Origin of the sequence: Streptomyces sp. NPDC002588, assembly GCF_040295925.1 — a bacterium.
Lineage (GTDB): Bacteria > Actinomycetota > Actinomycetes > Streptomycetales > Streptomycetaceae > Streptomyces.
The window spans coordinates 80,576-106,071 of sequence record NZ_JBEOWF010000041.1; the positions used below are offsets into that span (position 1 = coordinate 80,576).

Annotated in this window: 22 protein-coding genes and 1 pseudogene; 15 read left to right on the forward strand and 8 right to left on the reverse strand. The window is 70.1% G+C overall.

All coding sequences use genetic code 11. The annotated features are described in order from the left end of the window. Positions 1-72 precede the first annotated feature (72 nt). The 7 genes from ABT057_RS36735 to ABT057_RS36765 all read left to right on the forward strand — a co-directional run bounded on the left by ABT057_RS36735 (position 73) and on the right by ABT057_RS36765 (position 7,636). Entirely contained in the window at positions 73-867 is a 795-nt protein-coding gene (locus ABT057_RS36735) for a rhamnogalacturonan acetylesterase (RefSeq protein WP_352348220.1), read from the forward strand. Between the two features lie 18 nt (positions 868-885). Beyond that, complete coding sequence (locus tag ABT057_RS36740) at positions 886-2,199, forward strand: pectate lyase family protein (protein WP_352348221.1); 1,314 nt, start codon at positions 886-888, stop codon at positions 2,197-2,199. Positions 2,200-2,278: 79 nt separating this feature from the next. Continuing rightward, positions 2,279-3,394, forward strand: a complete 1,116-nt coding sequence (locus ABT057_RS36745; RefSeq protein ID WP_352348222.1) for a pectinesterase family protein — start codon at positions 2,279-2,281, stop codon at positions 3,392-3,394. Position 3,395: 1 nt separating this feature from the next. Then, positions 3,396-4,433: a pectinesterase family protein gene (locus tag ABT057_RS36750; RefSeq protein WP_352348223.1), complete on the forward strand. Its 1,038-nt coding sequence runs from the start codon at positions 3,396-3,398 to the stop codon at positions 4,431-4,433. Continuing rightward, positions 4,417-5,577: a dienelactone hydrolase family protein gene (locus ABT057_RS36755; RefSeq protein ID WP_352348224.1), complete on the forward strand. Its 1,161-nt coding sequence runs from the start codon at positions 4,417-4,419 to the stop codon at positions 5,575-5,577. Before ABT057_RS36750 ends, ABT057_RS36755 begins: the two co-directional genes overlap by 17 nt. 35 nt (positions 5,578-5,612) lie before the next feature. Further along, complete coding sequence (locus ABT057_RS36760) at positions 5,613-6,728, forward strand: right-handed parallel beta-helix repeat-containing protein (protein WP_352348225.1); 1,116 nt, start codon at positions 5,613-5,615, stop codon at positions 6,726-6,728. Between the two features lie 110 nt (positions 6,729-6,838). After that, the gene (locus tag ABT057_RS36765; protein ID WP_352348226.1) at positions 6,839-7,636 is read left to right on the forward strand and encodes an HAD family acid phosphatase; all 798 of its coding nucleotides are present in this window, start codon (positions 6,839-6,841) and stop codon (positions 7,634-7,636) included. Here the strand turns inward: ABT057_RS36765 and ABT057_RS36770 are convergent. Continuing rightward, a pseudogene (locus ABT057_RS36770) lies at positions 7,629-8,789 on the reverse strand (family 43 glycosylhydrolase); the annotation flags it as partial. The gene ABT057_RS36765 and the pseudogene ABT057_RS36770 sit on opposite strands and share 8 nt — an antisense overlap. 173 nt (positions 8,790-8,962) lie before the next feature. Here ABT057_RS36770 and ABT057_RS36775 point away from each other — a divergent pair. Next, entirely contained in the window at positions 8,963-10,117 is a 1,155-nt protein-coding gene (locus ABT057_RS36775; protein ID WP_352348227.1) for a right-handed parallel beta-helix repeat-containing protein, read from the forward strand. Between the two features lie 112 nt (positions 10,118-10,229). Here ABT057_RS36775 and ABT057_RS36780 read toward each other — a convergent pair whose 3' ends face one another. The 4 genes from ABT057_RS36780 to ABT057_RS36795 all read right to left on the reverse strand — a co-directional run bounded on the left by ABT057_RS36780 (position 10,230) and on the right by ABT057_RS36795 (position 14,319). Next, the gene (locus tag ABT057_RS36780; protein WP_352348228.1) at positions 10,230-11,915 is read right to left on the reverse strand and encodes a rhamnogalacturonan lyase B N-terminal domain-containing protein; all 1,686 of its coding nucleotides are present in this window, start codon (positions 11,913-11,915) and stop codon (positions 10,230-10,232) included. Between the two features lie 32 nt (positions 11,916-11,947). Then, on the reverse strand, positions 11,948-12,778 hold the full coding sequence (locus tag ABT057_RS36785) for a pectate lyase (RefSeq protein ID WP_352348229.1): 831 nt from the start codon (positions 12,776-12,778) through the stop codon (positions 11,948-11,950). Positions 12,779-12,874: 96 nt separating this feature from the next. After that, positions 12,875-13,759: a hypothetical protein gene (locus ABT057_RS36790; RefSeq protein WP_352348230.1), complete on the reverse strand. Its 885-nt coding sequence runs from the start codon at positions 13,757-13,759 to the stop codon at positions 12,875-12,877. Next, positions 13,756-14,319 (reverse strand): SigE family RNA polymerase sigma factor, encoded by a 564-nt coding sequence (locus tag ABT057_RS36795; protein ID WP_352348231.1) that lies wholly within the window; start codon positions 14,317-14,319, stop codon positions 13,756-13,758. Before ABT057_RS36795 ends, ABT057_RS36790 begins: the two co-directional genes overlap by 4 nt. Positions 14,320-14,600: 281 nt before the next feature. On the opposite strand from ABT057_RS36795, the gene ABT057_RS36800 reads away from it, so the two are divergent. Next, positions 14,601-16,001, forward strand: a complete 1,401-nt coding sequence (locus ABT057_RS36800; protein WP_352348232.1) for an NCS2 family permease — start codon at positions 14,601-14,603, stop codon at positions 15,999-16,001. 14 nt (positions 16,002-16,015) lie between these two features. On the opposite strand, the gene ABT057_RS36805 is transcribed toward ABT057_RS36800, so the two are convergent. The 3 genes from ABT057_RS36805 to ABT057_RS36815 all read right to left on the reverse strand — a co-directional run bounded on the left by ABT057_RS36805 (position 16,016) and on the right by ABT057_RS36815 (position 18,831). After that, positions 16,016-17,473 carry a peptidoglycan D,D-transpeptidase FtsI family protein gene (locus ABT057_RS36805; RefSeq protein WP_352348233.1) on the reverse strand — a complete coding sequence of 486 codons (1,458 nt, stop codon included), beginning with the start codon at positions 17,471-17,473 and terminating at the stop codon, positions 16,016-16,018. Positions 17,474-17,562: 89 nt separating this feature from the next. Next, entirely contained in the window at positions 17,563-18,033 is a 471-nt protein-coding gene (locus ABT057_RS36810; protein WP_352348234.1) for a GNAT family N-acetyltransferase, read from the reverse strand. A 24-nt stretch (positions 18,034-18,057) separates the two neighbouring features. Next, entirely contained in the window at positions 18,058-18,831 is a 774-nt protein-coding gene (locus ABT057_RS36815) for an IclR family transcriptional regulator (protein WP_352348235.1), read from the reverse strand. A gap of 172 nt (positions 18,832-19,003) precedes the next feature. Between ABT057_RS36815 and ABT057_RS36820 the strand changes: the two genes are divergently transcribed. The 6 genes from ABT057_RS36820 (at position 19,004) to ABT057_RS36845 (ending at position 25,370) form a co-directional block, all read left to right on the forward strand. Further along, complete coding sequence (locus ABT057_RS36820) at positions 19,004-20,533, forward strand: aldehyde dehydrogenase (NADP(+)) (protein ID WP_352348236.1); 1,530 nt, start codon at positions 19,004-19,006, stop codon at positions 20,531-20,533. A gap of 46 nt (positions 20,534-20,579) precedes the next feature. Continuing rightward, positions 20,580-21,188, forward strand: a complete 609-nt coding sequence (locus tag ABT057_RS36825; protein WP_352348237.1) for a DUF1349 domain-containing protein — start codon at positions 20,580-20,582, stop codon at positions 21,186-21,188. Between the two features lie 165 nt (positions 21,189-21,353). Beyond that, complete coding sequence (locus ABT057_RS36830) at positions 21,354-22,844, forward strand: metallophosphoesterase family protein (protein WP_352348238.1); 1,491 nt, start codon at positions 21,354-21,356, stop codon at positions 22,842-22,844. A gap of 55 nt (positions 22,845-22,899) precedes the next feature. Beyond that, the gene (locus ABT057_RS36835; RefSeq protein ID WP_352348239.1) at positions 22,900-23,427 is read left to right on the forward strand and encodes a GNAT family N-acetyltransferase; all 528 of its coding nucleotides are present in this window, start codon (positions 22,900-22,902) and stop codon (positions 23,425-23,427) included. 74 nt (positions 23,428-23,501) lie between these two features. After that, a complete protein-coding gene (locus ABT057_RS36840) occupies positions 23,502-24,218 on the forward strand; it encodes a DsbA family oxidoreductase (RefSeq protein ID WP_352348240.1) in 717 nt (238 codons plus the stop codon). 96 nt (positions 24,219-24,314) lie between these two features. Further along, positions 24,315-25,370, forward strand: coding sequence for an aminotransferase class V-fold PLP-dependent enzyme (locus ABT057_RS36845; RefSeq protein ID WP_352348241.1), 1,056 nt, complete (start codon positions 24,315-24,317; stop codon positions 25,368-25,370). The last annotated feature ends 126 nt before the right edge of the window (positions 25,371-25,496 follow it).

Genomic DNA, 25,496 nt, shown 5'->3' on the forward strand with positions numbered 1-25,496 from the left:
GCGCCGGTTGTGGCTGGTCGCGCAGTTCCCCGCCTTCCTGAGAAGACACAAGACTTCGAGAGGTGCACGTTCGTGTCTCTTACTCGTAGGCAGGTCACCTCGGCGGCGTTGGCCGCCGTACCGCTCGCCCTGGCCGTGTCCGGCACCGCTGAAGCCCACGGCCGGCCCCGCACCCTTTACATCGCCGGCGACTCCACCGCCGCCCAGAAGTACTCCGACGCCGCCCCCGAGACCGGGTGGGGGATGGCGCTTCCCTTCTTCCTGAGGGCCGACCGGCCCGTCGCCAACCATGCGGTGAACGGGCGCAGTTCCAAGAGCTTCGTCGACGAGGGCCGGCTGGACGCTATCCTCGCGGCGATCCGGCCCGGGGACCTCCTCCTCGTCCAGTTCGCGCACAACGACGAGAAGGCCGAGGACCCCACCCGCTACACCGAGCCCTGGACGACGTACCAGGACTATCTGCGGCTGTATCTCGCCGGTGCCCGGGCGAAGGGGGCGCGGCCCGTGCTCGCCACCCCGGTCGAGCGGCGCAGGTTCGACGCCGCGGGGAACGCGCTGCCGACGCACGGTGAGTATCCGGCCGCCATGCGGGCGCTCGCCGAGGAGGAGCGGGTGGCGCTGCTCGACCTCCAGGCGCTGTCGCTCGCGCTGTGGCAGGAACTCGGGGTCGAGGCGACGAAGACGTACTTCAACTGGACCGACACCGAGCAGGACAACACGCACTTCAATCCGCCGGGCGCGATCGCCGTGGCGCGGCTCGTCGCCCGGGAGTCGCTGCGTACGCGCGTGCTCGGACCGCGTGACGTCGTCCGGTTGCGCGACGAGATCCCCACGTCCTGGATCACCTGGCCCGAGCCGCTGACGTAACAAGAGGAGACCCGCACAGTGCGTACACAGAAATGTCATGGACGCGTCATTGCTGCCCTGGTGGGGTGCACCGCGCTGGTGCTGTCCGTCACCGGCACCGCCGCCGCCCAGTCCGCCTCCCGCGACCTCGGCCGCCAGGTCCTGCCCGCGAACGACGGCTGGGCCTCGTACGGCACCGGGACCACGGGCGGCTCGGCGGCGGACGCCGAGCACGTCCACACCGTCACCACCTGGGCCGGGTTCAAGGCCGCCCTCGCCGAGGGCGGTACCGCGCCGAAGATCATCAAGGTGAAGGGCGTCATCGACGCCGTCGCGGAAGGGTGCGACGCCTTCGCCGCGCCCGGCTACGACTTCGACGCCTACCTCGCGAAGTACTCGCCGGAGGCCTGGGGACTCGACACCGACCTCAGCGCCGAACCCGACGACAGCCCGGAGGGGCTGCGGCGCGCGTCCCAGGCCAACCAGGACACGGCCATCAAGGCGAGCATCCCGTCCAACACCACCATCGTGGGCGTGGGGCGCAACGCCGGGTTCAAGGGCGTCAGCCTGCAGATCAAGGCCGTCGACAACGTCATCGTCCGCAACCTCGCCTTCGAGTCGCCCATCGACTGCTTCCCCCAGTGGGACCCGACCGACGGCGCCACCGGCAACTGGAACTCCGAGTACGACACCGCCGTGGTCTACGGCGCCACGCACGTGTGGCTCGACCACAACACGTTCACCGACGGCACCCACCCGGACAGCGCGGCGCCTGCCTACTTCGGCATGCTCTACCAGCAGCACGACGGCGAGCTGGACATCGTGCGCGGTGCCGATCACGTCACCGCCTCCTGGAACGTCTTCACCGAGCACGACAAGACGATCCTCATCGGCAACAGCGACAGCGAGTCGACGGCCGTGGGTGACCGCGGGCACCTGAAGGTGACCTTTCACCACAACCTGTTCTCGGGCCTCGTCGAGCGCGCGCCCCGTGTCCGCTTCGGCCAAGTGGACTCCTACAACAACCACTTCGTGGCGAACGACGACTACGCCTACAGCTTCGGCATCGGCAAGGAGTCCCAACTCGTCGCCGAACACAACGCGTTCACGCTGCCGACGGGGGTCGGCACGGGCAAGGTGCTCAAGCGGTGGAACGTCTCGCCGCTGACCGCCGACGACAACTACGTCAACGGCGTGCGGACCGACCTGATCGCCGTCCACAACGCCGAGATCCCCGGCGAGGTCCTGGAGTCCGGGGCCGGCTGGACGCCCACCCTGCGCACCGAGGTCGACCCGGCGAAGTCCGTGCCCCGGATCGTCGACTGCGGCGCGGGCGCGGGACGCCTGGGCTGATCGCCCCCCCCACGGCTGCCGGGGCGGCGCCCCGCTCCGCCCCGGCCTCCCCTCAGCACCGCCACCAAGGAGCACCCGCATGCATCCCGTTTCGAGAAGGCGGTTTCTCGCCACAACCGCGGGGGCGGCCGCCGCCCTCGCGCTCGCCTCACCGGCCGCGCGGGCCGGCGCCGGCAGCCGCGGTCCCTTCGGCCGCCACGGCTCCCCGGCCGCCCGCCGCACCCCACAGACCCTGTACGTCGACCCGCTCGGCCGGGGCGACTTCACCACCGTCAAGGACGCCGTCGCGGCCACCACGGGCAGCGGCTGGACCCTCGTCCTCGCACCCGGCGTGTACCGCGAGACGGTCGTCCTCGACGCCACGCGCACCGACGCCACCTGGATCGGCGCCGCCGAGGACCCGGCGGCCGTCGTGATCGTCTACGACAACGCGGCCGGCACCCCCAAGCCCGGCGGCGGCACCTACGGCACCACCGGATCCGCCACCACCACCGTGCAGGCCGACGGCTTCACCGCCCGCTGGATCACCTTCGCCAACGACTGGCTGCGCGCCGACCATCCCGACATCACCGGCACCCAGGCCGTCGCCGTCAAGGTCCAGGGCGACCGCTGCGCCTTCCACCACTGCCGCTTCCTCGGCCACCAGGACACCCTGTACGCCGACTCGATCGCCCTCACCGCGTTCGCCCGGCAGTACTACGCCCACTGCCATGTCGAGGGAGACGTCGACTTCGTCTTCGGCAGGGCCACCGCGGTCTACGAGCGGTGCCACTTCCGCACACTGGACCGCACCGACCTGGCCTCCGCGCCCTACGGCTTCGTCTTCGCCCCGTCCACGGCGGGTGCCAATCCGCTCGGTCATCTGGTCAGCCGGAGCAGGATCAGCAGCGAGGCCCCCGACGCCTACTACAAACTGGCCCGCCCCTGGGTGCCCAGCTCCGACCCCACCGCCCGCCCGAGCCTCACCGTCCGCGACACCCGCCTGGACGCCGGCATCGACGCGGTCGCGCCCTACACCGACATGTCGGCCTCCTTCCCCTGGCAGGACCAGCGGTTCGCCGAGTACCGCAACACCGGTCCGGGCGCGCGGATCACCGTCCCCGAGAACCGGCCCCAACTCACCGCAGAGCAGGCCGAGTCGGCGACCCGCGCCGCCTATCTGGGCGACTGGGAACCCTGGAAGGGGGAGTGCTGACATGGTCGCCCGACGCACACTTCTCGCGGGGGTCACCGGCGCCGCGCTGTTCGGGGCGGCGCCGACGGCCCACGCGCGCTCCCGCCGTGTCCTGCACGTCCGGCCGGGTGACTCGGTCCAGGCGGCCGTGGACGCGGTGGCGGGCTCCGGCTGGACGATCGTCGTGCACCCGGGAACGTACCGGGAGACCGTCAACGTCCCAGCAGAGAAGGTTGAGTTGACGATCCGGGGGGCGAGTCGCGAGCCGCGGGCCGCCGTGATCGTCCATGACAACGCCAACGGGACGCCCAGGCCCGACGGTTCGGGAACCTATGGCACGGCGGGCTCCGCCACCTTCACCTCCGCCGCCCCCGGCCTCACCGTCCGCGACCTCACCCTGGCCAACGACTGGCTGCGGGCCGACCACCCCGACATCACCGGCACCCAGGCCGTCGCCGCCTATGTCACCGGGGACCGCTCGTACTTCGAGAACGTCCGTCTCCTCGCCCACCAGGACACCCTGTTCGCGGACACCACCGCGCTCGACGCCTTCGACCGGCAGTACTACCGCCACTGCCATATCGAGGGGGACGTGGACTTCGTGTTCGGGCGGGCCCGGGCGGTCTTCGACGCCTGCCGCCTCCACACCCTCCAGCGGGACGTGACCTTCACCCCCAAGGGCATGGTCTTCGCCCCCTCCACCGCCCGTGCCAACCCCTACGGCTTCCTCGCCCTCCGTTCCCGGATCACCTCCGGCGCCGAGGACGCGGCATACAAGATCGCACGGCCCTGGGTGCCGACGTACGAGACGACCGCCTGGCCCGCCCTGGTCGTCCGGGACACCTGGATCGGTCCCGGCATCGACGCCGTGACCCCCTACGTCAACATGCGGGACGCCTACCCCTGGCAGACCATGCGCTTCCGGGAGCACGCCAACTCGGGTCCCGGCGCCGTGGTCTCCGTACCGGAGAACCGTCCGCAGCTGACACCCGAGGACGCAGCCACCCACACCCGTAGGACCTACCTCGGGGACTGGAGGCCGTATGAACGGCGTCCGTGACCCGGTGGGGCGGCGGGCGTTCGTCGCCGGGGCGGGGGCCGCGCTGCTCGCCGGGGGAGCCGCCGCCGACGCGGAGGCGGCCGTCGTGGACGGGCCGCTGCCCGACTTCCACCCCGCCCTCAAGGCCGCCCTGACCTTCCCGCTGGCCTGGGGCGAGTCCCCCGTCCGCGACTTCCGGTCCTGGCGCCGGGCGGCCCGCGCCAAGGTCGAGGAGCTGCTGATCGTCGGACCGCAGGACGGTACGCCGTACGCCCCCGAGTTCACCGACCGGCACCGACAGGGCGGGTACACGCGCGAGTCGGTGACTCTCTCCCTCACCCGTTACGAACGCGTCCGCGCCGCCCTCCTCACCCCCGACGGCCCCGGCCCCTTCCCCGCCGTGCTGCTCCTGCACGACCACGGGGCCAGGTTCGACATCGGCAAGGAGAAACTGGTCCGGCCCTGGTACGACGACACGCGGCAGGTCTCCGCGCAGGAGTGGGCGCAGCGGTACTTCAGCGGGCGGTTCGTCGGCGACGAACTGGCCCGGCGGGGGTACGTCGTGCTCTGCGCGGACGCCCTCGGCTGGGGCGACCGCGGCCCGCTGCGGTACGACGACCAGCAGGCCCTCGCCGCCAACCTCTACCAGCTCGGCTCCTCGCTCGCCGGACTCATGGCCCGCGAGGACGTCCGGGCCGCCGGGTTCCTGGCCGGCCTCGGCCGGGTGGACGCCCGCCGGGTCGCCGCCGTCGGCTTCTCCATGGGCGCCTTCCGTGCCTGGCAGGCGGCCGCGCTGAGCGACGACCTCGCCGCCGCGGCCTCCGTCTGCTGGATGACCGGTCTGAAGGAGGTACTGGCGCCCGGCAACAACATCCTGCGCGGCCAGTCCGCCTACCACATGCTCCACCCGGGGCTGCCCCGGTACCTCGACTTCCCCGACGTGGCGAGCATCGCCGCACCCCGGCCGATGCTGTTCTTCGCCGGCGGGCTCGATCCGCTCTTCCCCGCCGACGGCGTCCGCACCGCCCACGAGAAGCTGCGCGCCGTCTGGCGCTCCCGCCACGCCGAGGAGCGGTTGACCCTGAGGACCTGGCCCGACCTCGGCCATGTCTTCGTCGACCGCATGCAGGACGAGGTCTTCACATGGCTCGACCACGTCCTGTGAACATCCCCCACCCGCACGAGAAAGGACCGCACTCCATGTCTCGTCGTACCGCTCTCAGCGCCCTCGCCGCCCTCACCCTGGGCGCCGGGCTCGCCGTCGTCCTGCCCACCCAGGCGCAGGCCGCGACGGTGGTGGTCAGCAACTCCACCGACCTCTCCAACGCCCTCAAGAACGCCACCGCCGGCACGGTCATCCAGGTCCGCGGCGGCACCTACTACCCGACGGCCACCCTCCAGTCCACCGCCAACGGCACGTCCTCCGCGCCGGTCACGCTCACGGCGTACGGCTCGGAGACCGTGAAGATCGACGGCTCGTCCCTCCCCGACGGCGACTGGATCTTCAAGCTGACCGCGGACTACTGGAACGTCTCCAACATCACCTTCCAGAACTCCCCGGACAGCGCGGTCGTCTGCCAGTCCTGCACCGGCACGGTCTGGAACAACATCAAGACCATCGACGGCGGCGACTCCGGCTTCACCCTCACCGGGGACGGGACGGTCAACAACACCGTCAGGAACATCGACTCCTACGGCAACTACGACGCCGCGACCCACGGTGAGAACGCCGACGGGGTCGCCGTGAAGTTCGGCTCCGGCACCGGGAACCTCATCACCGGCGCCCGCCTCTACAACAACTCGGACGACGGGATCGACTTCTGGTCCTTCTCCTCGCCCGTCACCGTCGAACACACCTGGTCCTTCGGCAACGGCGTCAACCGCTGGTCCGACTCCGCCTTCGCGGGCGACGGCAACGGCTACAAGCTGGGCGGCGACGGCGAGGTCGTCGCCCACGTCGTCAACAACTCGGCCGCCTGGGGCAACGCCGGCAACGGCTTCACCGAGAACTCCAACACCGGGGCGATCGTCATCAACCGCACCACCGCCTACGCCAACAGCAAGTGGGGCTACTACTTCGCCACCAGCTCCGCGAAACTCGGCAAGAACCTGGCGGTGAGCAACGGCGGCGGTCTGGTCAGCAAGGGGTCCGCGGTCACCTCGGCCGGCAACAACTGGGACTCCGGGATCTCCACGCCCGCTTTCAAGTCCACCGACGCCACGACGGCGTACAACGCCCGCAGCTCCAGCGGCACCCTGCCCGCCACGACCTTCCTGACGACGGGCTCGACCACGATCGGGGCGACCATGGACTGACCCGCGGCCGAGCCGTCCGGGGCGCTTGACCTGTTTTTTGCCCGCCGAACCGGTATCGATCGGGCAACGGGTCTCGCGCCCACCCGGGTGACGCGCGTAGAAAGCGTGTCATGCATAAGTCACTGCGCATCGCGGCCGTCAGCGCCGCCTGTGCCGTCGCCGCCGGTGCCCTCTACGGCGCCGGCGCGGCCACGGCCGGCCAGTCCACGGCCAACTCCACCCACGAGCCGTACAACATCGGGCTCCTGGTGAAGGACATCGACACCTACTACGGCACCACGCTCGACGCGGGCGGCGTCTACCAGGCGTCGCCCACGAGCCCCTACGCCAAGGACCTCGCGACCCTCGACAAGGCCGCGAAGAAGTACATCGACCAGGCGGCGCGCAAGGCCCGCCACAAGGGCGAGAAGCCCGCGGTCGTCTTCGACATCGACGACACGCTGCTGCTCAGCCTCGACTACGAGAAGAAGACCAACTACACCTACAACTCGGCCACATGGGCCGAGTACGTGGCCAAGGCGGACCGTCCGGCCGTCTTCGGCAGCCCCGAGCTGGTGCAGTACGCCGAGTCCAAGGGCGTCGAGGTCTTCTACAACTCGGGCCTGAAGGAGTCGCAGCGCGTCTCGGCCGTCGACAACCTCAAGAAGATCGGCGCCGACATCAACCTCGACGCCGCCCACATGTTCCTCAAGGACGCGGCCAACCCGCCGGCCTATCTGAGCGCCTGCGCCACCCCGAACAACTGGACCTGCACCACCGTCCAGTACAAGGCGGGCACCCGCAAGCACATCGAGGACGACCTCGGCTACGAGATCATCGCCAACTTCGGCGACCAGTACTCCGACCTCGAGGGCGGCCACGCCGACCGCACCTACAAGATCCCCAACCCGACGTACTACGTCAGCTGACGTCCCGTACGGGTTCGATCGACCCGAGGGTCGGCACGACCGGCTCGATACGGCCGTCCGCGGCGAAGGTCATCCGGTCGATCGTCGTCTCGCGGTGCGTCCCGTCCCCGCGTGGCCTTCCGGGCCCGTTCAGCGCGAACCGGTGGTAGACGATGTACCAGTCGTCCGTGCCGGGCACGTTCACCACGGAGTGGTGGCCGGTGCCGAGGATGCCGTACTCGGGACGCTTGGACAGGATCGTCCCCCGCTTGGTCCACGGGCCGAGCGGGGACGGTCCCGTCGCGTAGGCCACGTGGTAGTCCTCGCTGCGGGTGTCGTCCTCGGACCACATGAAGTAGTACACGCCGGCCCGCTTCACCACGAACGACCCCTCGCGGAACCCCTCCGGGGTGATGTCCCGCACCAGCGCCGGGTCGAAGGACACCATGTCGTCGTCGAGCGGCACGACGTACCCGCGCCCGTTGCCCCAGTAGAGGTACGCCTGCCCGTCGTCGTCCGTGAAGACGGCCGGGTCGATCATCTGGCCCGGGTGAGCGTGCCTGCTCACCAGCGGTGCACCGAGCACGTCCGTGAAAGGGCCGCCGGGGGAGTCGGCGGCGGCCACCCCGATCTGCTGCTCGGCGCAGAACCAGAAGTAGTACCTGCCGTCGCGCTCGGCGATCGCCGGCGCCCACGCGCAGCGGTCCGCCCAGCTCACGTCCGTTCCCAGGTCCAGGACGACCCCGTGGTCCCGCCAGTGGACCAGGTCCTTCGAGGAGTAGGCCTTGAAACGCGTCCCGCTCCAGCCCTGGAAGCCGTCGGTCGTCGGGTAGATCCAGTACTCGCCGTCCAGACAGTGCACGTCCGGGTCGGCGTTGAGGCCGGGAAGGACCGGGCTGCGCATGTGAACGGCCTCGACGGTCCAGGTGCGGACCGTGCCGTCGGCCGCCCTGACCTCGTACGTCCGCGGCTCCCGGAAGTCACGGGGAGTGCCGGAGCAGGGGCTCACGATCGCGCCCTCAGCCACCCGCAACTCCGGTGCGAGCTCGCGCAGTTCCACGCCGGGATCCATCGGCAGCACCACTCTCGACGCCGACTCCGTGACGATCGCATACCTCTTCTGGCCCTGCGCCGTCACGTCGATCACCGAGGCGGGCGTGGCCGGAAGAGCCGAGGGCCGGCCGAAGGTCGAGAGGTGCTCGGAGTGCGTCACGCGGGAAAGTCTCGATCTTTACTGCCGCGTGCGGCAACCCTTTCCGGCCCTGGCGGCGACTGGTGTGCGGAAACGGGCCGGGGCGGCCCCTCCGGCCCGTTTCCGCTCCTCACCCTCACGTGAAAGGAACGCCCGTGCGTTTGAGCACCGGACGCCACCGCAGGACGCGCACCCTCTCGATCGCCGCCGCGGTGGCGGTCGCCGCGGGGGCGGGCGGTGTCTATCTCGGCCTGTCGAACGGCGGCGCCCAGGCCGCGTCCTCGACGGTCACCGTCTCCACCACCGCGCAGCTGGAGTCGGCCGTGAAGAACGCGGTCGCCGGCACGGTCATCCAGGTCCGCGGCGGCACGTACTATCCGACGGCCACCCTCAAGTCCACCGCCAGCGGCACCGGTTCGTCCCGTATCACCCTCCAGGCCTACGGCACCGAGAAGGTGAAGATCGACGGCTCCAAGCTGGCCGCCGGCTCCTGGCTCGCCGGGATCTACGGCAGCTACTGGACCGTCCAGAACCTCACCTTCCAGAACTCCCCGGCCCAGGGCTTCGTGGTCACCTCGTCCACCGGCGGCATCTTCAAGAACCTGGTCACCGCCGCCAACGGCGACTCCGGCTTCACGCTCCGCGGCGACAACACGGTCGGCAACCTGGTCCAGAACCTGGACAGTTACGGCAACTACGATGCCGCCGGACACGGTCAGAACGCGGACGGCATCGCCATCAAGTTCGGTTCGGGGACCGGCAACAGGATCACCGGGGCGCGTCTGTACAACAACTCGGACGACGGCCTCGACCTCTGGCAGTTCTCCACCTCCGTCACCATCGAGCACTCCTGGGCCTTCGGCAACGGCAAGAACCGCTGGAACGACTCGGCCTTCGAGGGCAACGGCAACGGGTTCAAGCTGGGCGGCGGGGGTGTCGCCGTCGCGCACGTCGTCAACAACAACGCGGCCTGGGACAACACGCTGAACGGCTTCACCGAGAACTCCAACACCGGGGCGATCGTGCTGAACCGGAACACGGCGTACTCCAACGCGGAGGCGGGGTTCTACTTCGCGACGGGCAAGGCCCGGCTGGCCCGGAACCTCGCGGTGAGCAACAAGGGCGGGCTGTCCAAGCTGGGGTCGTCGACGGTGTCGGCCGCGAACAACTGGGACAGCGGCGTGGGCGCGCCGGCCTTCAAGTCCACGGACGCGACGACGGCGTACGGGGCGCGGAAGTCGGACGGTTCGTTGCCGGCGACGACGTTCCTGACCACGGGCTCCACCACCATCGGCTCGACGATGAACTAAGGGCTGTCCCGTGATCCACGGGGGATCACGGGACAGCCCTTGGGCTTGCGACAAGGAAACGCCCCCGCCGGTCTCACCGCGGGGGCGTTCCTTCTGCTGACCGGAGAGGGGCTCAGGCCAGCAAGTCGATGCAGTCGAAGGACGTGCCCGGGCTCAGATACGCCGTGCCGCTCGAGCCGCTCACGATGGTGAGCTTCAGGACGTTGTACTGGGAGGCGTCGGTCTTCCAGGCGCTCGCCGGGACGTTGTACGTGAACGTGTGGTTGTTGCCCCGGTACGACCCCGTCGTGAGGGATCGGGTCGAGGGCTGGGTGACGGCCGCGGGGACCGCGGACACCCAGTCGTTCACCGTCACGCGCGGGCGGCCGTTCGCGAAGGCGTCCGTGACGCCGACCCGGAGGGTATGGGCGGCCGCCGCCTGCTCCTTCGTCAGCCTGAAGTAGATCAGGATGCCGTCGTTGACGTCCTTCCAGACGTACGCGGGGAAGGACTTGGCCGCGTCACCGCTGCCGATCGTGACATTGCCGGTCCACTTGGCGGCGCGGGCGTCGGACGGATGGGCGTACGTCATGAGCTCGGCGTTCTTGAACTCGCCGGGGGTGCCGTCCCAGTCGCCGAGCCGCCAGAGGGTCTTGGCGGTGGACGGGTCGCCGGTGATCGAGAGGGTGTGCAGGCTCGTCGTGGCGCCCGCGGTCACCTTCACCTCCTGGGTCAGTACGGCGAGTTCGCCCTTGTGGACCGTCAAGGTGTATGTCCCCGGCAGCATCCCCTTGCACGAGAACGCGCCGGTACCGGCCGCCGCCTTCGCCCAGTACTGGGCGTCCTTGTTGGCGAAGCCGACGGTGTAGGGGTACTTCGCGTCCATGCCCTTCAGGCCCACGCCGGCCACCTTGCCGCGGCCCGCCCCGCCGACCCAGCCGGTGATGCCGAGGCCGTCCACCCAGGAGGTGTCCAGCCTGTCGTGGAAGAGGGAGGAGGAGGGCGTACCGCCATCGGTGAAGGCCAGGACGTACGGGCCCTGCAAGCCGAAACGTTCCGCCTCTGTCTGGGCCTCGTTGTAGTGCAGGATCTCGTAGAGGCCCGCGCCCTTGTCGTTGGAGTGGCGCAGCAGGGAGCGGTAGAAGGGGCCACCGGAGGCCTTCTCGTGGTTGGAGCGGACCAGGTACAGGCCGACCGAACCCGTGGTGAAGCCGATGTGGTCGTAGTCGATCGTGCGCTTGCCCGAGTAGTGCTTGGAGTGGGTGGTGCCGTCGGCGCGCTTCCAGACGTCCCCGGCCTCGATGATCGTGTCGGAGGCCTCGATCCAGGAGTCGGAGCCGGTGTTGGGGAACATGCCGGGCGCGAGGCGGACGATGTAGCGGGTCGCGGTGAAGGAGGCGTCCGCCTTGTCGGTCCAGAGGTAGACGTTGTTCTGGCCGCTGCGGGCCGCGTACCACTGGGTGATCGCGCCGTGCACGACCTTGATCAGGACGGTCGGGCCGGACTGTTCGACGGTGACCGTGGAGGCGCCGAGGCCGGACTCGACGTGCGAGTGCTTGCCGCCGTAGCCCTCGTACTCCTTGCCCTTGTAGACGAGGGAGGTGAGGTCGCCGGTGGTCTTGGAGACCTTGAAGACCAGGGAGGCTCCGGTGTCGACGACGTAGTTCCTGCCGTCGTCCTTGTAGCCGAAGGCCGCCGCGGACGCGGACGACAGGAGGCCGGTACCGCCCGCGACGGCTGCGCCGGTGGCGGCGACTCCGATCGCGGAGGCCCCGAGCACACGTCGGCGCGTGAGGGGTCGTCTCTTGTGCGTGCTCAAGGGGCGTACTCCGTGGCTCTTTGAAAGTTCACTTACTTGTATGTGAGGGCAGATGACGAGAACTTGCAGGTGGTTCCGTCCGCACCCGTACCGATCTCGGTCGGCTCCTTGCCGGTGTCGTTGCCCTTGAAGCGCACGCAGATCCTGACCTTCTTCCCGGGGTCGCCCTGGATGCGGATCTTCGACAGCGTGGCCGTGTCGCCGTAGTTGGCGTTGACGCCGACGATCGCCTTCAGGGGCGCCACGACGTCGATGTCGCTCAGCACGATCGTGCGCTTGTACTGCGTCTTGCAGTTGCCGCAGGAGCGCACCAGCTTGCCGGATTTCTCCACCCGGAAGCCGGTCACGGTGAGCTTGCCGGCGCCGTTGAACTGCAGCACCTTGTCGGCGGCGTTCTTCGCGCCACCGCCGATGACCTTGTACACGGCCGAGGACGACTTGCCCTTGAAGCTGGCCGCGTCCTCACCGACGTCCAGCCACCACACGTTCTGCAGGGTGCAGGAGCCCTTGCAGTGGACGCCGTCCGCGGCCGGGGTACCGATGATCACGTTCTTCAGGACCGCGCCGTCGGCCAGCTCGAAGATCGCGCCCTGCGACTCGTCCTGGTCGGAGGTGCCGAGCGCGCCCTTGCCGTAGAACTTCTTCAGCTTGCCGTCGTAGGTGCCCGACACCTTGATCGTCGAGGAGACGGCCTTGCTGCCGGCGGCCGTCGGCCAGGCGGTCGCGGCGCCCGCCGAGGACAGCAGCGTCGTGGTGACGATCGCCGCGCCGGTGATGCCCAGGGCGGTGGAGCCCGCGATCAGCGCCCGCCGCTTGGTGACCTTGCGGCGGTGCCGGACACGCGGTTCTGCTGAAGCAGTCATGTACCGATTCCTCAGTGGCTGGTGACTCTTGCGCTGTGTCGTCGCCGCCGGCGAGGAAAGGGTTGCCGCTGTTTCGGAAGTTTTCTCCGCGAGCCGCTACGAGTCGCCGGCGTCCCCGTCGTGGGCGGCGAAGTCGCCGCCCAGGATGCGGGCCTTGCCGTCCGACTCGCCCGTGATGACGTAGCTGTCGCCCGAGGCGTCCCTGCCTCCGCGGTCATGGTCGTACTGTCCGGCGAACACCCACTCGCCCGCGGGGACCGTACGGCCCTCCTTGAGCACGAAGGTGTAGACCAGGAATCCGTCCTGCTCGGTGACCGTGAGCGTGAAGTCGTCCTCGGGCAGCGAGCGCCAGGCGCCGGCCGAGGACACCCCGCCGGTCTGAGCGATCCTCAGCTGCACGGTGAGCGCGGTGACCTCCTGCTTCGCCCGCAACGTGATGTTGCTCTGCGCCCAGAAGTCGTTGCTGTGCGGATCCACGGAGCCGTCCGACCAGAGCGGCCCGTCGTCATCGTCGTCGGTGCCCGGCAGCAGGGCGGCGGCCGGCGCGGAAGGCGTCGACGTGGTGGAGGGCGTCGGGGAGCCGCTGGGCTTCGCCGGTTCCCCGGTGCCGCCGCCGGAGCCGGAACTCGGTGTGGCCTTCGGCGAGGCCGGTGGCCGGCTCGTCGCGTCCGGCGACTCCACCGGCGGCGAGGAGGCGGCGACCGTCTGCGGCGACGGCGTGTCGTCCTTCACCGCCGACGCCACCGCGTAACCGCCGACCGCGAGCATGCCCGCGACCGCGGTCGTGGCGCCCACGATCCTGACCCAGCCCCAGACCGGCGGGCGCGTCGCCCGGTGGTCACGGCGGTCCGCGTCCTGGCCCTCGCCCGCCATGCCGCGTTCGATCCGGGCGAGCATGCGCGCCCGGTCCGGCTCGTGCGCCTCGGCCGCTTCGTGCAGCCGGGCGCGCAGTTCGTCGTGCACGTCCCGCTGCATCGTCATCGGTCCCTTCCCGAGGCCTCGACGGTGCGGGCCATCGCATGCACCTTAAACGGAGCTCCTTGCGCGCCGAGCAGCTTCTGCAGCTCGGCCATTCCCTTGGATGTCTGGCTCTTCACGGTACCGACCGAGACGCCCAGGGCGAGCGCGGTGTCCTTCTCCGAGAGGTCGAAGGCGTGCCGGAGCACCACACAGGCCCGCTTGCGGAAGGGGAGTCTACGCAGTGCGGACTGGACGTCCACGACGCCGGCGACGTCGGGGTTCTCCGTCTTCTCCTCGCGCTGCGACCAGAACAGGGCGATCCTGCGCCGCTCGCGGACGGCGCTGCGGATCCGGGTGCGGGCCAGGTTGGCCACGACGCCCCGGGCGTACGCCACCGGATGGTCGGCCGCGCGCACCCGGTCCCAGCGGTTCCACAGGGCGAGCAGCGCGTCCGCCGCGAGATCGTCGGCCGCGTCCGCCTCACCTGTCAGCAGGTGGGCCAGGCGGGACAGTTCGGCGTAGTGGCGGTCGAAGAAGGCATGGAACTCCACGGAGGCGTCGTCGTCCACGACTGTGCCCACGGGTGACCTCTTCTCGGTGCGGTTCTCTGCACCGGCGGGGGGTGCCGGCTGTGCGTGTCAGGTGAATGACCTGGGGATGTCCCTGGGTGCCCTGGGACGAGATCCGGAAGCGTAGCAGTGGTCCAACTCTTGGATTGGTACGGGGGTTCGAACATCATGTGGCGCGCGGGGGTCGCGCGGGAGCCCGATTCCGTAACACGGCGAAAACCTGAGCACGGTTCGACGAGGGGACAATCCAGCCTGCATCCGCACCCGATGATTCAGGCAGCAAGGAGTTGCACGTGAACAGCGTGGACAGATACTTCAGAATCTCCGAACGGGGGTCCACCTTCGGCCGGGAGATACGCGGCGGCTTCGCCACGTTCTTCACGATGGCATACATTCTTGTCCTGAATCCCATCATCCTCGGCAGCGGGAAGGACAAGTTCGGGCACACCCTCGACGGCGTCCAACTCGCCACCGCCACCGCCCTGGTGGCCGCGGTGATGACGATCATCATGGGCGTCGGCGGCAACCTGCCGCTCGCGCTCGCCGCGGGCCTCGGCCTCAACGCGGTCGTCGCCTTCCAGATCGCCCCGCTGATGAGCTGGGACGACGCGATGGGCCTGATCGTCCTCGAGGGCCTGCTGATCTGCGTCCTCGTGGTGACCGGTCTGCGCGAGGCCGTCATGCACGCCATCCCGCAGGGGTTGAAGCAGGCGATCAGCGTCGGCATCGGCATGTTCATCGCCTTCATCGGCTTCGTCGACGCCGGTTTCGTCAGCCGTATCCCCGACGTCGCGGGCACCACCGTCCCGGTCCAGCTCGGCGGCACCGGCACCCTCTCCGGCTGGCCGGTGCTGGTCTTCTGCCTCGGTGTGCTGCTGACCGTCGCGCTGCTCGCCCGCAAGGTCAAGGGCGCGATCCTGATCAGCATCGTGACCATGACCCTGCTCGCGATCGTGATCAACTCGATCGCCGACATCAGGTCCTGGGGCCTGACCACACCGTCCTGGCCCGACAAGCTCGTCGACACGCCCGACTTCGGACTGATCGGCCACTTCAGCCTGTTCGGCGGCTTCGGCGAGACCAGCGCCGTGACCGTCGTCCTGCTGGTCTTCACCCTCCTGCTGTCCGACTTCTTCGACACCATGGGCACGGTCGTCGGCATCAGCGCGGAGGCCGGACTCCTCGACGAGGAGGGCAAGGTGCCCCACCTGGGCCGCGTGCTGCTGATCGACGGCGCGGCGGCGGTGGCGGGCGGTGCGTCCTCCGCGTCCTCCGCGACCGCCTACATCGAGTCCGCGGCCGGTGTCGGCGAGGGCTCGCGCACCGGCTTCTCCAACCTCGTCACCGGCGGCCTCTTCGCGCTCGCCCTGTTCCTGACCCCGGTCCTGACGATCGTCCCCCTCCAGGCGGCGGCCCCGGCCCTGATCGCCGTCGGATTCCTGATGATGACGCAGGTCAAGAACATCGACTGGGAGAAGTACGAGATCGCCATTCCGGCGTTCCTCACCATCGCCGTGATGCCCTTCACCTACTCGATCACCAACGGCATCGGCGCGGGCTTCGTGGCCTACGTCCTGATCAAGACGGTCCTCGGCAAGGCCAAGGAGGTCAACTGGCTGCTGTGGGTGACGTCGGCACTCTTCCTGGTGTACTTCGCGATCGACCCGGTCGAGCAGCTTCTCGGAGTGAAGTGACCTGACCTGACGGTCTAGTTCTTCAGGGCCGCCTCCATCATCGCCTTGGCGACGGGGGCGGCCAGTCCGTTTCCGCTGACCTCGGAGCGGGCCGCGTCCGACTGCTCCACGACCACCGCCACGGCGACCTCCTTGCCGGAGGAGTCCGACTTCCCGTACGAGGTGAACCAGGCGTACGGCGCCTTGCTGTTGTTCTCGCCGTTCTGGGCCGTGCCCGTCTTGCCGCCGACCGTGACCCCGTCGATGAGCGCGTTCGTGCCGGTGCCCTTCTCGACGACCGTCTGCATCGCCGACTGCAACTGCTCGGCGGTGGAGGCGCTGAGGATCCGCTCGGTCGACGCGTCGTCGTCGTAGTCCTTCAGGACGTCGCCGCCGCTGTCGGTGACCTGCGCGACCATGTGCGGCGAGACCAGTTCCCCGCCATTGGCGATCGCCGCCGACACCATCGCCATCTGCAGCGGCGTCGCCGTCACGTCGAACTGGCCGATGCCGGTGAGGGCGGTGGACGACTCGTCCATGTCGGAGGGGTACACGCTGGCGTACGCCCGCACCGGCACATCCAGACTGTCGTCGTTGAAGCCGAACTTCTCGGCCATCGCCTTCAGCTTGTCCTGGCCGAGCTGCACCGCCATGTGCGCGAACACGTTGTTGCAGGAGTACTGCAGCGCCACCCGGATCGTGGCGTTCTCGCAGGGCGCCGACGTGTTCTCGTTCTTCAGGACCGTGCGCGTGCCCGGCAGGGTGTACGGGTCCTCGCTGTCCGTCTTCTCGTCGACCGACGAGTACAGCCCGTCCTCCAGCGCGGCCGCCGCCACCACCAGCTTGAAGGTCGAGCCCGGCGCCAGCGGCTGCCGCAGCGCGCGGTTGACGAGCGGCTTGTCGGAGTCGGCGTTCAGCTCCTTCCAGGCCGTACCCGCCGTGTTGGCGTCGGTAAGCTTCGAGGGGTCGTAGGACGGGGTCGAGACGACGGCCAGGATCTTGCCGGTCTTCGGGTCGATCGCGACGGCCGCGCCCTTCTTGTCGCCGAGCGCGTCGTACGCCGCCTTCTGCACGTCCGGATCGATCGTCGTGATCACATCACCCGGGTCGGCGCGCTGGTCGGTGACCGTGTCCATCACGGTCTTCAGCCGGGTGTCCGTGCCGTTGAGCAGGTCGGCGTAGATGCCCTCCAGCTGGGTGGGCGCGTAGGCCTGCGAGGCGTAGCCCGTCACCGCCGCGTACAGCCTGCCGTTCGTGTACGTGCGTTTGTACCTGAGGTCACCGCCCGAGGTGGCGGCCGAGCCGGTGATCGCCTTTCCGGCCACGATGATGTTCCCCAGCGGCTCCGAGTACGTCTCTATCGCGTTGCGCCGGTTGTCGCTGTCGTCCGCGAGCGCCCGGCCTTCGTAGAACTGCACCCAGTTCGCCCGGATCAGCAGGGCGAACACGAGCAGCAGCGAGAAGACCGATACCCGCCTGATCGTCTTGTTCATGGCGAACGGAAAGACGAACGGGCGGAGGCGGATCGTTCCCGTCCGCCCGCTTTCTCATCTTTCTCACCGTACGTTCATCCGGGACCCGTTCAGGTCTCCAGGCGCAGCACGACCTCGTCGATCTCCTCGCCGCGCGCGTGCGCGTACCCGACCGTCCGTGCGGTCACCTTGAAGCCGCACTTCTCCAGGACCCGGAGGGAACCGGCGTTGTCGGCCGCCGCCCGTGCGTAGAGGGGACGCTCCCGGACCTCGGCCAGCAGGGCACGCAGCGCCGCCGTGGCGATGCCCTTGCCCCAGTACGCCCGGTCGACCCAGTACGTCACCTCACGCTCGCCCGGCTCCCCGTACACCGCCGTGCTGCCGACGACGTCCCCGTCGGCAAGGATCGTGCGCAGCTCCGCGGACGAGGCGCGGATTCTGCTCCAGTGGGCGTCGAAGGCGTCCCGGTCGGCCGGATCCTTCGGGGTGAAGGCGGCCATCCGCAGGGCCTCGGGGTCGTTCAGCTGCCGGTAGAACACCGGCAGATCGCTGTCGTGGACGTGGCGCAGGTCGATCCGCATGGCCCGAGCCTACGTCCGCACGCCTCAGAGCCGGCGGGTCGCCAGCGTCAGCCGGTCCCGTGCGTCGAACAGGGCGTCCTTCACCAGCTGTTCGTGCGCCGGGGTCAGCCGGGCCACCGGCACCGAGCAGCTGATCGCGTCCCGGGCCGGCGTGCGGTACGGGATCGCCACCCCGAAGCAGCGCAGGCCGAGGGTGTTCTCCTCGCGGTCCACGGCGAAGCCCTGCTCGCGCACTTGGTGCAGTTCCCCGATGAGCTTCTCGCGGTCGGTGATGGTGTGCTCGGTGAGCGCCGGCAGGGTCTCCGGGAGCATCTTGCGGACCTGCTCGTCGGTGTAGGTGCTCAGCAGCGCCTTGCCCAGCGAGGTGGAGTGGGCGGGCAGCCGGCGGCCGACCCGGGTGAAGGGGCGCAGATAGTGCTGGGACTGGCGGGTGGCGAGGTACACCACGTTCGTGCCGTCGAGGCGGGCGAGGTGGATGGTCTCGGTGGTGTCGTCCGAGAGCCGGTCCAGGGTCGGGCGGGCCGCCGCGACCACCTCGTCGCCGTCGATGTAGGAGGTGCCGACGAGCAGCGCCCGCACCCCGATGCCGTACCGTGTGCCCGTCGCGTCCGTCTCCACCCAGCCCAGTTCCACCAGCGTGCGCAGCAGCATGTACAGGCTCGACTTGGGGTATCCGACGGCCTCCTGGACCGCTGCGAGGGAGTGCATACCGGGGCGGCCGGCGAAGTATTCGAGCAGCTCAACCGTCCGCACCGCGGACTTGACCTGCGCCCCGCCCCCCGTCTCGCCAGCCGACATCGCCTGTGACCCCTTCGTTCGACGAGAAGCTGAAGATATAGTCTCCAACAGCATATTCACCATGAGAGACGGTGTTCAGTATATCGAACACCCCTGGTGGATGAGCGAGTGCATGAGCCAGTGGATGAGCCAGTACCGAACGTGGCCAGTAGCAAGCGTGGAGGGACCCGCGGTGGCAGCAGCACCAGTCTGGAGTGTCGACCCCCGAACCGGGAAGCAGCGTGAACAGGTTGCGGTGGAGGCCACGGCCCAGGAGGTGGACACCGTCGTCCGTGCCGCGCACGCCGCCCGCGGCTCGCTCGCCGACCGGACCGTCCGCGCCGCCTTCCTGCGCACCGCCGCCGAGAAGCTGGAGGCGGCCAAGGAACACCTGGTCGAGGTCGCGGACGCCGAGACCGCGCTCGGCCCGGTCCGGCTGAACGGCGAGCTGGCCCGCACCTGCTACCAGCTGCGCTCGTTCGCCGGCATCGTCGAGGAGGGCGCCTTCCTCGACGTCGTCATCAACCACCCCGACAGCGACGCCACGCCGCCCGTCCCGGACCTGCGCCGCTACAAGGTGCCGCTGGGTGTGGTCGCCGTCTACTCGGCGTCCAACTTCCCCTTCGCCTTCTCCGTCGCCGGCGGCGACACCGCGAGCGCGCTGGCGGCCGGCAACCCGGTGGTCGTCAAGTCCCACCCCGACCACCCGGCGCTGTCCGAGCTGGTCGCCAAGGTGCTGCGGACGGCCGCCGTCGCGCACGGCATCCCCGTGGACGTCCTCGGTCTCGTGCACGGCTTCGAGGCGGGCGTCGAGCTGATCAAGCACCCGCTGGTCGCCGCGGCCGGCTTCACCGGCTCCATCCGGGGCGGGCGCGCGCTGTTCGACGCCGCGGCGGCCCGGCCGGTGCCGATCCCCTTCCACGGCGAGCTCGGCTCGCTGAACCCCGTCGTGGTCACCGAGGCGGCCGCCGCCGAACGCGCGGAGGCCATCGGCGCCGGGCTCGCCGGGTCCATGACGATGGGCGTCGGCCAGTTCTGCGTGAAGCCGGGCCTGGTGCTCGTCCCGTCCGGCGCGGCCGGTGACGGCCTGCTCAAGTCCCTGACGGACGCGGTCAGCGACACCGAGGCGGGCGTCCTGCTCGACCACCGGATGCGCGACAACTTCATCGCCGGGGTCGCCGAGCGGACCGCGCTGCCCGAGGTCGATTCCCCGGTGACGCCCGGCGCGGGCGGCGAGCACACCGTCAGCGCGGGCTTCCTGACCGTGCCGGCCGCCCGGCTGGCCGCCGAGGGCCCGCACGACCTGCTCCTCGAGGAGTGCTTCGGACCGGTCACCGTCGTCGCCCGCTACGAGGACGACGGCGAGGTCGGGGCGGTGCTGTCGAGGCTGCCCGGCAACCTCACGGCGACCGTGCAGCTCTCCGAGGAGGAGGCCGCCGGGCAGGGGCGCGGCGGGGAGATCCTCGCCGAGCTGACCCCGCTGGCGGGCCGGGTCCTGGTCAACGGCTGGCCGACCGGTGTCGCGGTCGCGCCCGCCCAGCACCACGGCGGCCCCTACCCGGCCACCACCTCCACCTCCACCTCGGTGGGCGGTACGGCCATCGAGCGCTGGCTGCGGCCCGTGGCCTACCAGGGCACCCCCGCGGCCCTGCTGCCGCCGGAGCTGCGCGACGACAACCCGCTCGGCCTGCCCCGCCGCTTCAACAACCACCTGGAGCGCTGACCCCCCGAGTGCGGACGCCGGAAGGGGAGCCTGGGAAACTCATGGCATGGACGTGAAGCTTCCCGGACTCCCCTTCCCGCTGCGCACCTACGGGCCCGACGGGCACTGGTCCTACGAGGACGGGGTGCTCACCGGATGGGCGGGGCCCCGGCAGGACCGGTTCGTGCCGCCCACCGGGGAGGGGCTGGAGCCCGCCGCCGACGCGCCCCGGCTGCTCGGGGCCCCCGAAGGGGACTTCCAGCTGATCGCGCGGGTCACCGTAGGCTTCAACAAGGCCTTCGACGCGGGTGTGTTGTACGTCCACGTCGGCGAACGCGCCTGGGCCAAGCTCTGCCTCGAGTACTCCCCGGACATCGCCACCGTCTGCACGGTCGTCACCCGCGGACACTCCGACGACGCCAACTCCTTCACCGTGGAGGGAAGTTCGGTCTGGCTCAGGGTGAGCCGCACCGGCCGCGCCTTCGCCTTCCACGCCTCCCGCGACGGCGAGCGCTGGACCTTCGTCCGGCTGTTCACCCTGGGCGGCGAGCAGGAGACCGGCGCCGCCCTGGTCGGCTTCATGACCCAGTCCCCGATGGGGGAGGGCTGTGTGGTGACGTACGACCACATCGAGTTCCGGGACTGCTGGCCGGACGACCTCAGGGACGGCAGCTGACGGGATACGTCACCCCGTCCGCACCCGAACACCGCCGGGCGCCCGTGTAGGCCGTTCGCCGGTGTCGTGGTGCGCGCTCCCGAAGCGGTGCCGACGATTCCAGGTGTGCCCGTCAGGCGATGACGTACGCCGGTGTCCGGGGCACGTGGACGGAGGTACATGAGCATGAGACATCGAATCGTCGCCCTCGCCGTGGCGGGTGTGCTGGCCGCGGCGGTCCCGGCCGGCGCGGCTTCCCCGGAGCCCGTGCCCGGGTACGGGTACGGGGACTCACCGCCGCCGGGGCCGACGGCTCCGCCGCCCGGTTCGGCGCTGGACGGCGAGGCCTGGGCCTGGACCCAGCTGACCAGCGACGGCACCCAGGTCCGATACGTCTCCACGGACTCCAGCCATTCCTGCCCCAGCGTGAAGTACACCTACCAGGCAAGCTCGCACACGGACCCCCTGACCCGGATGAGCACGCCTTCGACGACGTCACAGTTCCCGACCACCGTCTGCCAGGCCGAGGTGCCTCTCACGGCCTCCGCCGCGACGCTGGTGTCGGTACAGGCGGCCCGTCTGCACCCGTCGTCCGGTCAGCTGCCGCTGCCGAAGTGGACCTTGGGCACCCGTCCCGCCAGGATCGGCGTGATCGGCGACACCGGCTGCTCGCTCCCCACGGACATGAACCAGCCGGCCCAGGACTGTGTGAACCGCTGGCCGTTCAAGCAGATCGCGAAAAGTGTCGTCGACCGGACGAAGCCGGATCTCGTGATCCACGTCGGCGACTACCTCTACCGGGAGGACCCCGGCAGGGCGAACGACAAGGCGGCGAACCCGGGCTGTAGGGACTTCTCCGACAGGGCCAGCTGGGCCTGTGTGGTCGCGGACTTCTTCAGGCCCGCCGAACGGCTGCTGGCCACGGCCCCCGTCCTGTTGACCCGGGGCAATCACGAGGACTGCAACATGAGCCAGACGGGCGGCGCGGGCGGCGCGTGGTTCCGCTACCTCGCCGACCGGCTGCGCTCCAACGAGAGCTGCAGCCTGTTCAGCGGGCCCGCGATGATCCGGGCCGGCGCGCTGACCATCGCCAACGTGGACTCCTCGCTCGCCGACCCCGGCGACGACGGAGACACAGCGCACCAGGGCACCTGGACCACGCAGTTCAATACCGTGAACCGGGCCGCGGCGCAGGCCCCCGGCGACGTCTTCGTGGTCACGCACAAGCCGCTGTGGATGGTGAAGGCGGCCGGGCAGAACCCGGGCGCGGTCACCTGGGCGACGCAGGTCCTCGACGGGGCCGTCGCCGACACCCAGTTGCATCAGCTGCAGGGCAAGGTGCGCATGGTGCTCTCGGGCCACCTCCACCTCGCCCAGAAGATCGACTTCGACAGCACCCGCCCGCCCCAGCTGACCTTCGGCAACTCGGGCGGCCCTCTGGACAACGGCCCGATCGACAACAACGTCGAGCTGCAGTCCATCGGCACACCGCCGCAGCAGGTCAACGAGTCGGTGACCAAGCTGCTGGCTCCCGGAGGCCTGGGGATCTACGGCTACGGAGACCTCCGCTGGGGCGGCACCACCTGGAATCTCACCTTCCGTGACCGGTACGGTGATCCCCTGGGCAGCAGCTGCCGGCTGAGCAGGAGCACCGACCACCGGAACTTCGTCTGTTAGGGCCGTCCGGGCAAGGACGGGGAACCGTGTCGGCGGTCTCCCCGTCCTCCCTTGCATGATCGGAGAACGCCGCACCCCGAGCCGAGTGATCCGCACCGCCGTGCCCGCGGAGGCGGAGGCCGTCGTGGCGCTGCACGCGCGCGCCAGGGCGACCTACTACCCCGACGGGATCCCCCAGGACGGCACCGACTGGCTCGCCGTCTGGAGCGCGGCGATCGCCCGGCCCGAAGGCCATGTGCTGTGTGTCGTCGAGCAGGGGCGGATCGTGGGCCTCGCCTCCTTCCGCACCCCGGAGGGCGAGGCCGCGGAGACGGTCAAGCTGTTCCAGTTCCACGTCGACCCCGACCACTGGCGGGCCGGCATCGGCACGGCCCTGCACGACGCCTGCGTGGAGCAGTGGCGGGCGGACGGCCGCCGCCACGCCGTCCTCGACGTCCATGTCGACAACCAACGGGCCCAGGCCTTCTACGCGCGTCAGGGCTGGTACCCGGACCCGGAGAACCCGCCCGCCGCGGACGATCACCATCTCTGGCTCAGGTACTCGGTGAACGGGGAGGCGGGCGGAGCGGAGCGCGGGGAATGAACCCGACCGCTTGAACGTTCACGCACCAGCCGGAGGACGTCTCCGTACCCTTACGAGCTGGAGAGAGCCGAGACATGCGCGTCGAGATCTGGAGCGACATCGCCTGCCCCTGGTGCTACGTGGGCAAGGCCCGCTTCGAGAAGGCGCTCGAGACCTTCCCGCACCGCGACCAGGTCGAGGTCGTGCACCGCTCCTTCGAGCTGGACCCGGGTCGCGCCAAGGGCGATGTCCAGCCGGTGATCAGGATGCTCACCAGGAAGTACGGCATGAGCGAGGCGCAGGCCCAGGCCGGCGAGGAGAACCTGGGCGCGCAGGCCGCCGCCGAGGGCCTCGGCTACCGCACCCGGGACCGCGATCACGGCAACACCTTCGACATGCACCGCCTGCTGCACTTCGCGAAGGAGCACGGCCGGCAGGACGAGCTGATCCAGATCCTGTACCGGGCGAACTTCGCCGAGGAGCGGTCCCTCTTCACCGAGGGCGACGAGCGCCTCGTGGAGCTCGCCGTCGAGGCCGGTCTGGACGCCGGCGCCGCCCGCGAGGTGCTCGCCGACCCGGCCGCCTACGCCGACGAGGTCCGCGCCGACGAGCGCGAGGCCGCCGAGCTCGGCGCGAACGGCGTGCCCTTCTTCGTCCTCGACCGCGCCTACGGTGTCTCCGGAGCCCAGCCCGCCGAGGTCTTCGCACAGGCGCTCACCCGGGCCTGGGGCGACCGTTCCCCGCTGAAGCTGATCGACGACGGCGGCGCCGAGGCCTGCGGTCCGGACGGCTGCGCGGTGCCGCAGAACTGAGAAGCGCAGGTGGGGGCGGACCTATAAGCATCGCTTAGGGGATCCGCTCATCGATTCGCAATGGACTGCGACTTCTCCCGGCCGCACAGTGGAGCCATGGAGACGACCTTCGAGACCCTCGTCCGTGCCGAGTTCGCCCCGAAGAACACCTTCCTCAACACCGCGAGCAGCGGTCTGCTCCCGGCCCGTACCGTCGCCGCCCTGCGGGAGGCGGTGGCGATGCGGGCCGAGGGCCGTCCGCTGGACTCCCTCCACCAGGACGTGGAGACCGCCCGCGCCGCCTTCGCCCGGCTGGCCGGGGTGCCCGTGGAGCGGGTCGCGGTCGGCCCCTCGGCCGCCGCGCAGACCGGTCTGATCGCCGCATCGCTGCCCGCCGGGGCGGAGGTCCTCACCGCCGAGGACGACTTCGCGTCGGTCCTCAACCCGTTCCATGTCCGCGGCGACCTCAAGGTGCGCGCGGTGCCCCTGGAGCGGCTCGCCGAGTCCGTCCGCCCGGGCACCGCGCTCGTCGCGGTCAGTGCGGCCCAGTCCGCCGACGGCCGTATCGCCGACCTGCCCGCCCTGCGCGCGGCGGCCCGTGACCACGGCGCGCGGACGTACGTCGACTTCTCGCAGGCCGCGGGCTGGCTGCCGTTCGACGCCGGCGCCTACGACTTCACCGTCTCCATCACCTACAAGTGGCTGCTCGGCCCGCACGGTGCGGCCTTCCTCGTCGTCCCCGAGGACTTCGGCGGCCTGACCCCGACGCTGGCCGGCTGGGTCGCCGCCGAGAGGCCCTGGGACAGCTGTTACGGCCCCGTCGCCGAACTCGCCCACAGCGCACGCCGGTTCGACGTCAGCCCCGCCCTTTTCACCTACACCGGTCTGCGCACCTCGCTCGAACTCGTCGAGGAACTCGGCGTGGACGCCATTCACGCCCACGACCTCGCTCTCGCCGACCGCTTCCGCTCCGGTCTCGCCGGTATCGGCCACCAGCCTCTCCCGGCCCCCGGCTCGGCGATCGTCTCGGTGCCCGGACTCGGCTTCCGCCGAGCGGAGTTGGCCGCCGCCGGCATCCAGGTGTCCGATCGCGCGGGCAACCTGCGCGCGTCCTTCCACCTCTACAACACCCCCGCCGACGTCGACCGCCTGCTCGACGTGCTCTCCGGCTGAGGCGCCCCGGTCGCGGGGATTACGGGACAGCCCTTAGGGCCCTTCTGATGGATCTCCGCGGCGTCGCGACGCCCGGCACGCACTCTCGCCGCACCGGACAAAAGCCCTAGTAGCTCCGCTACGAGG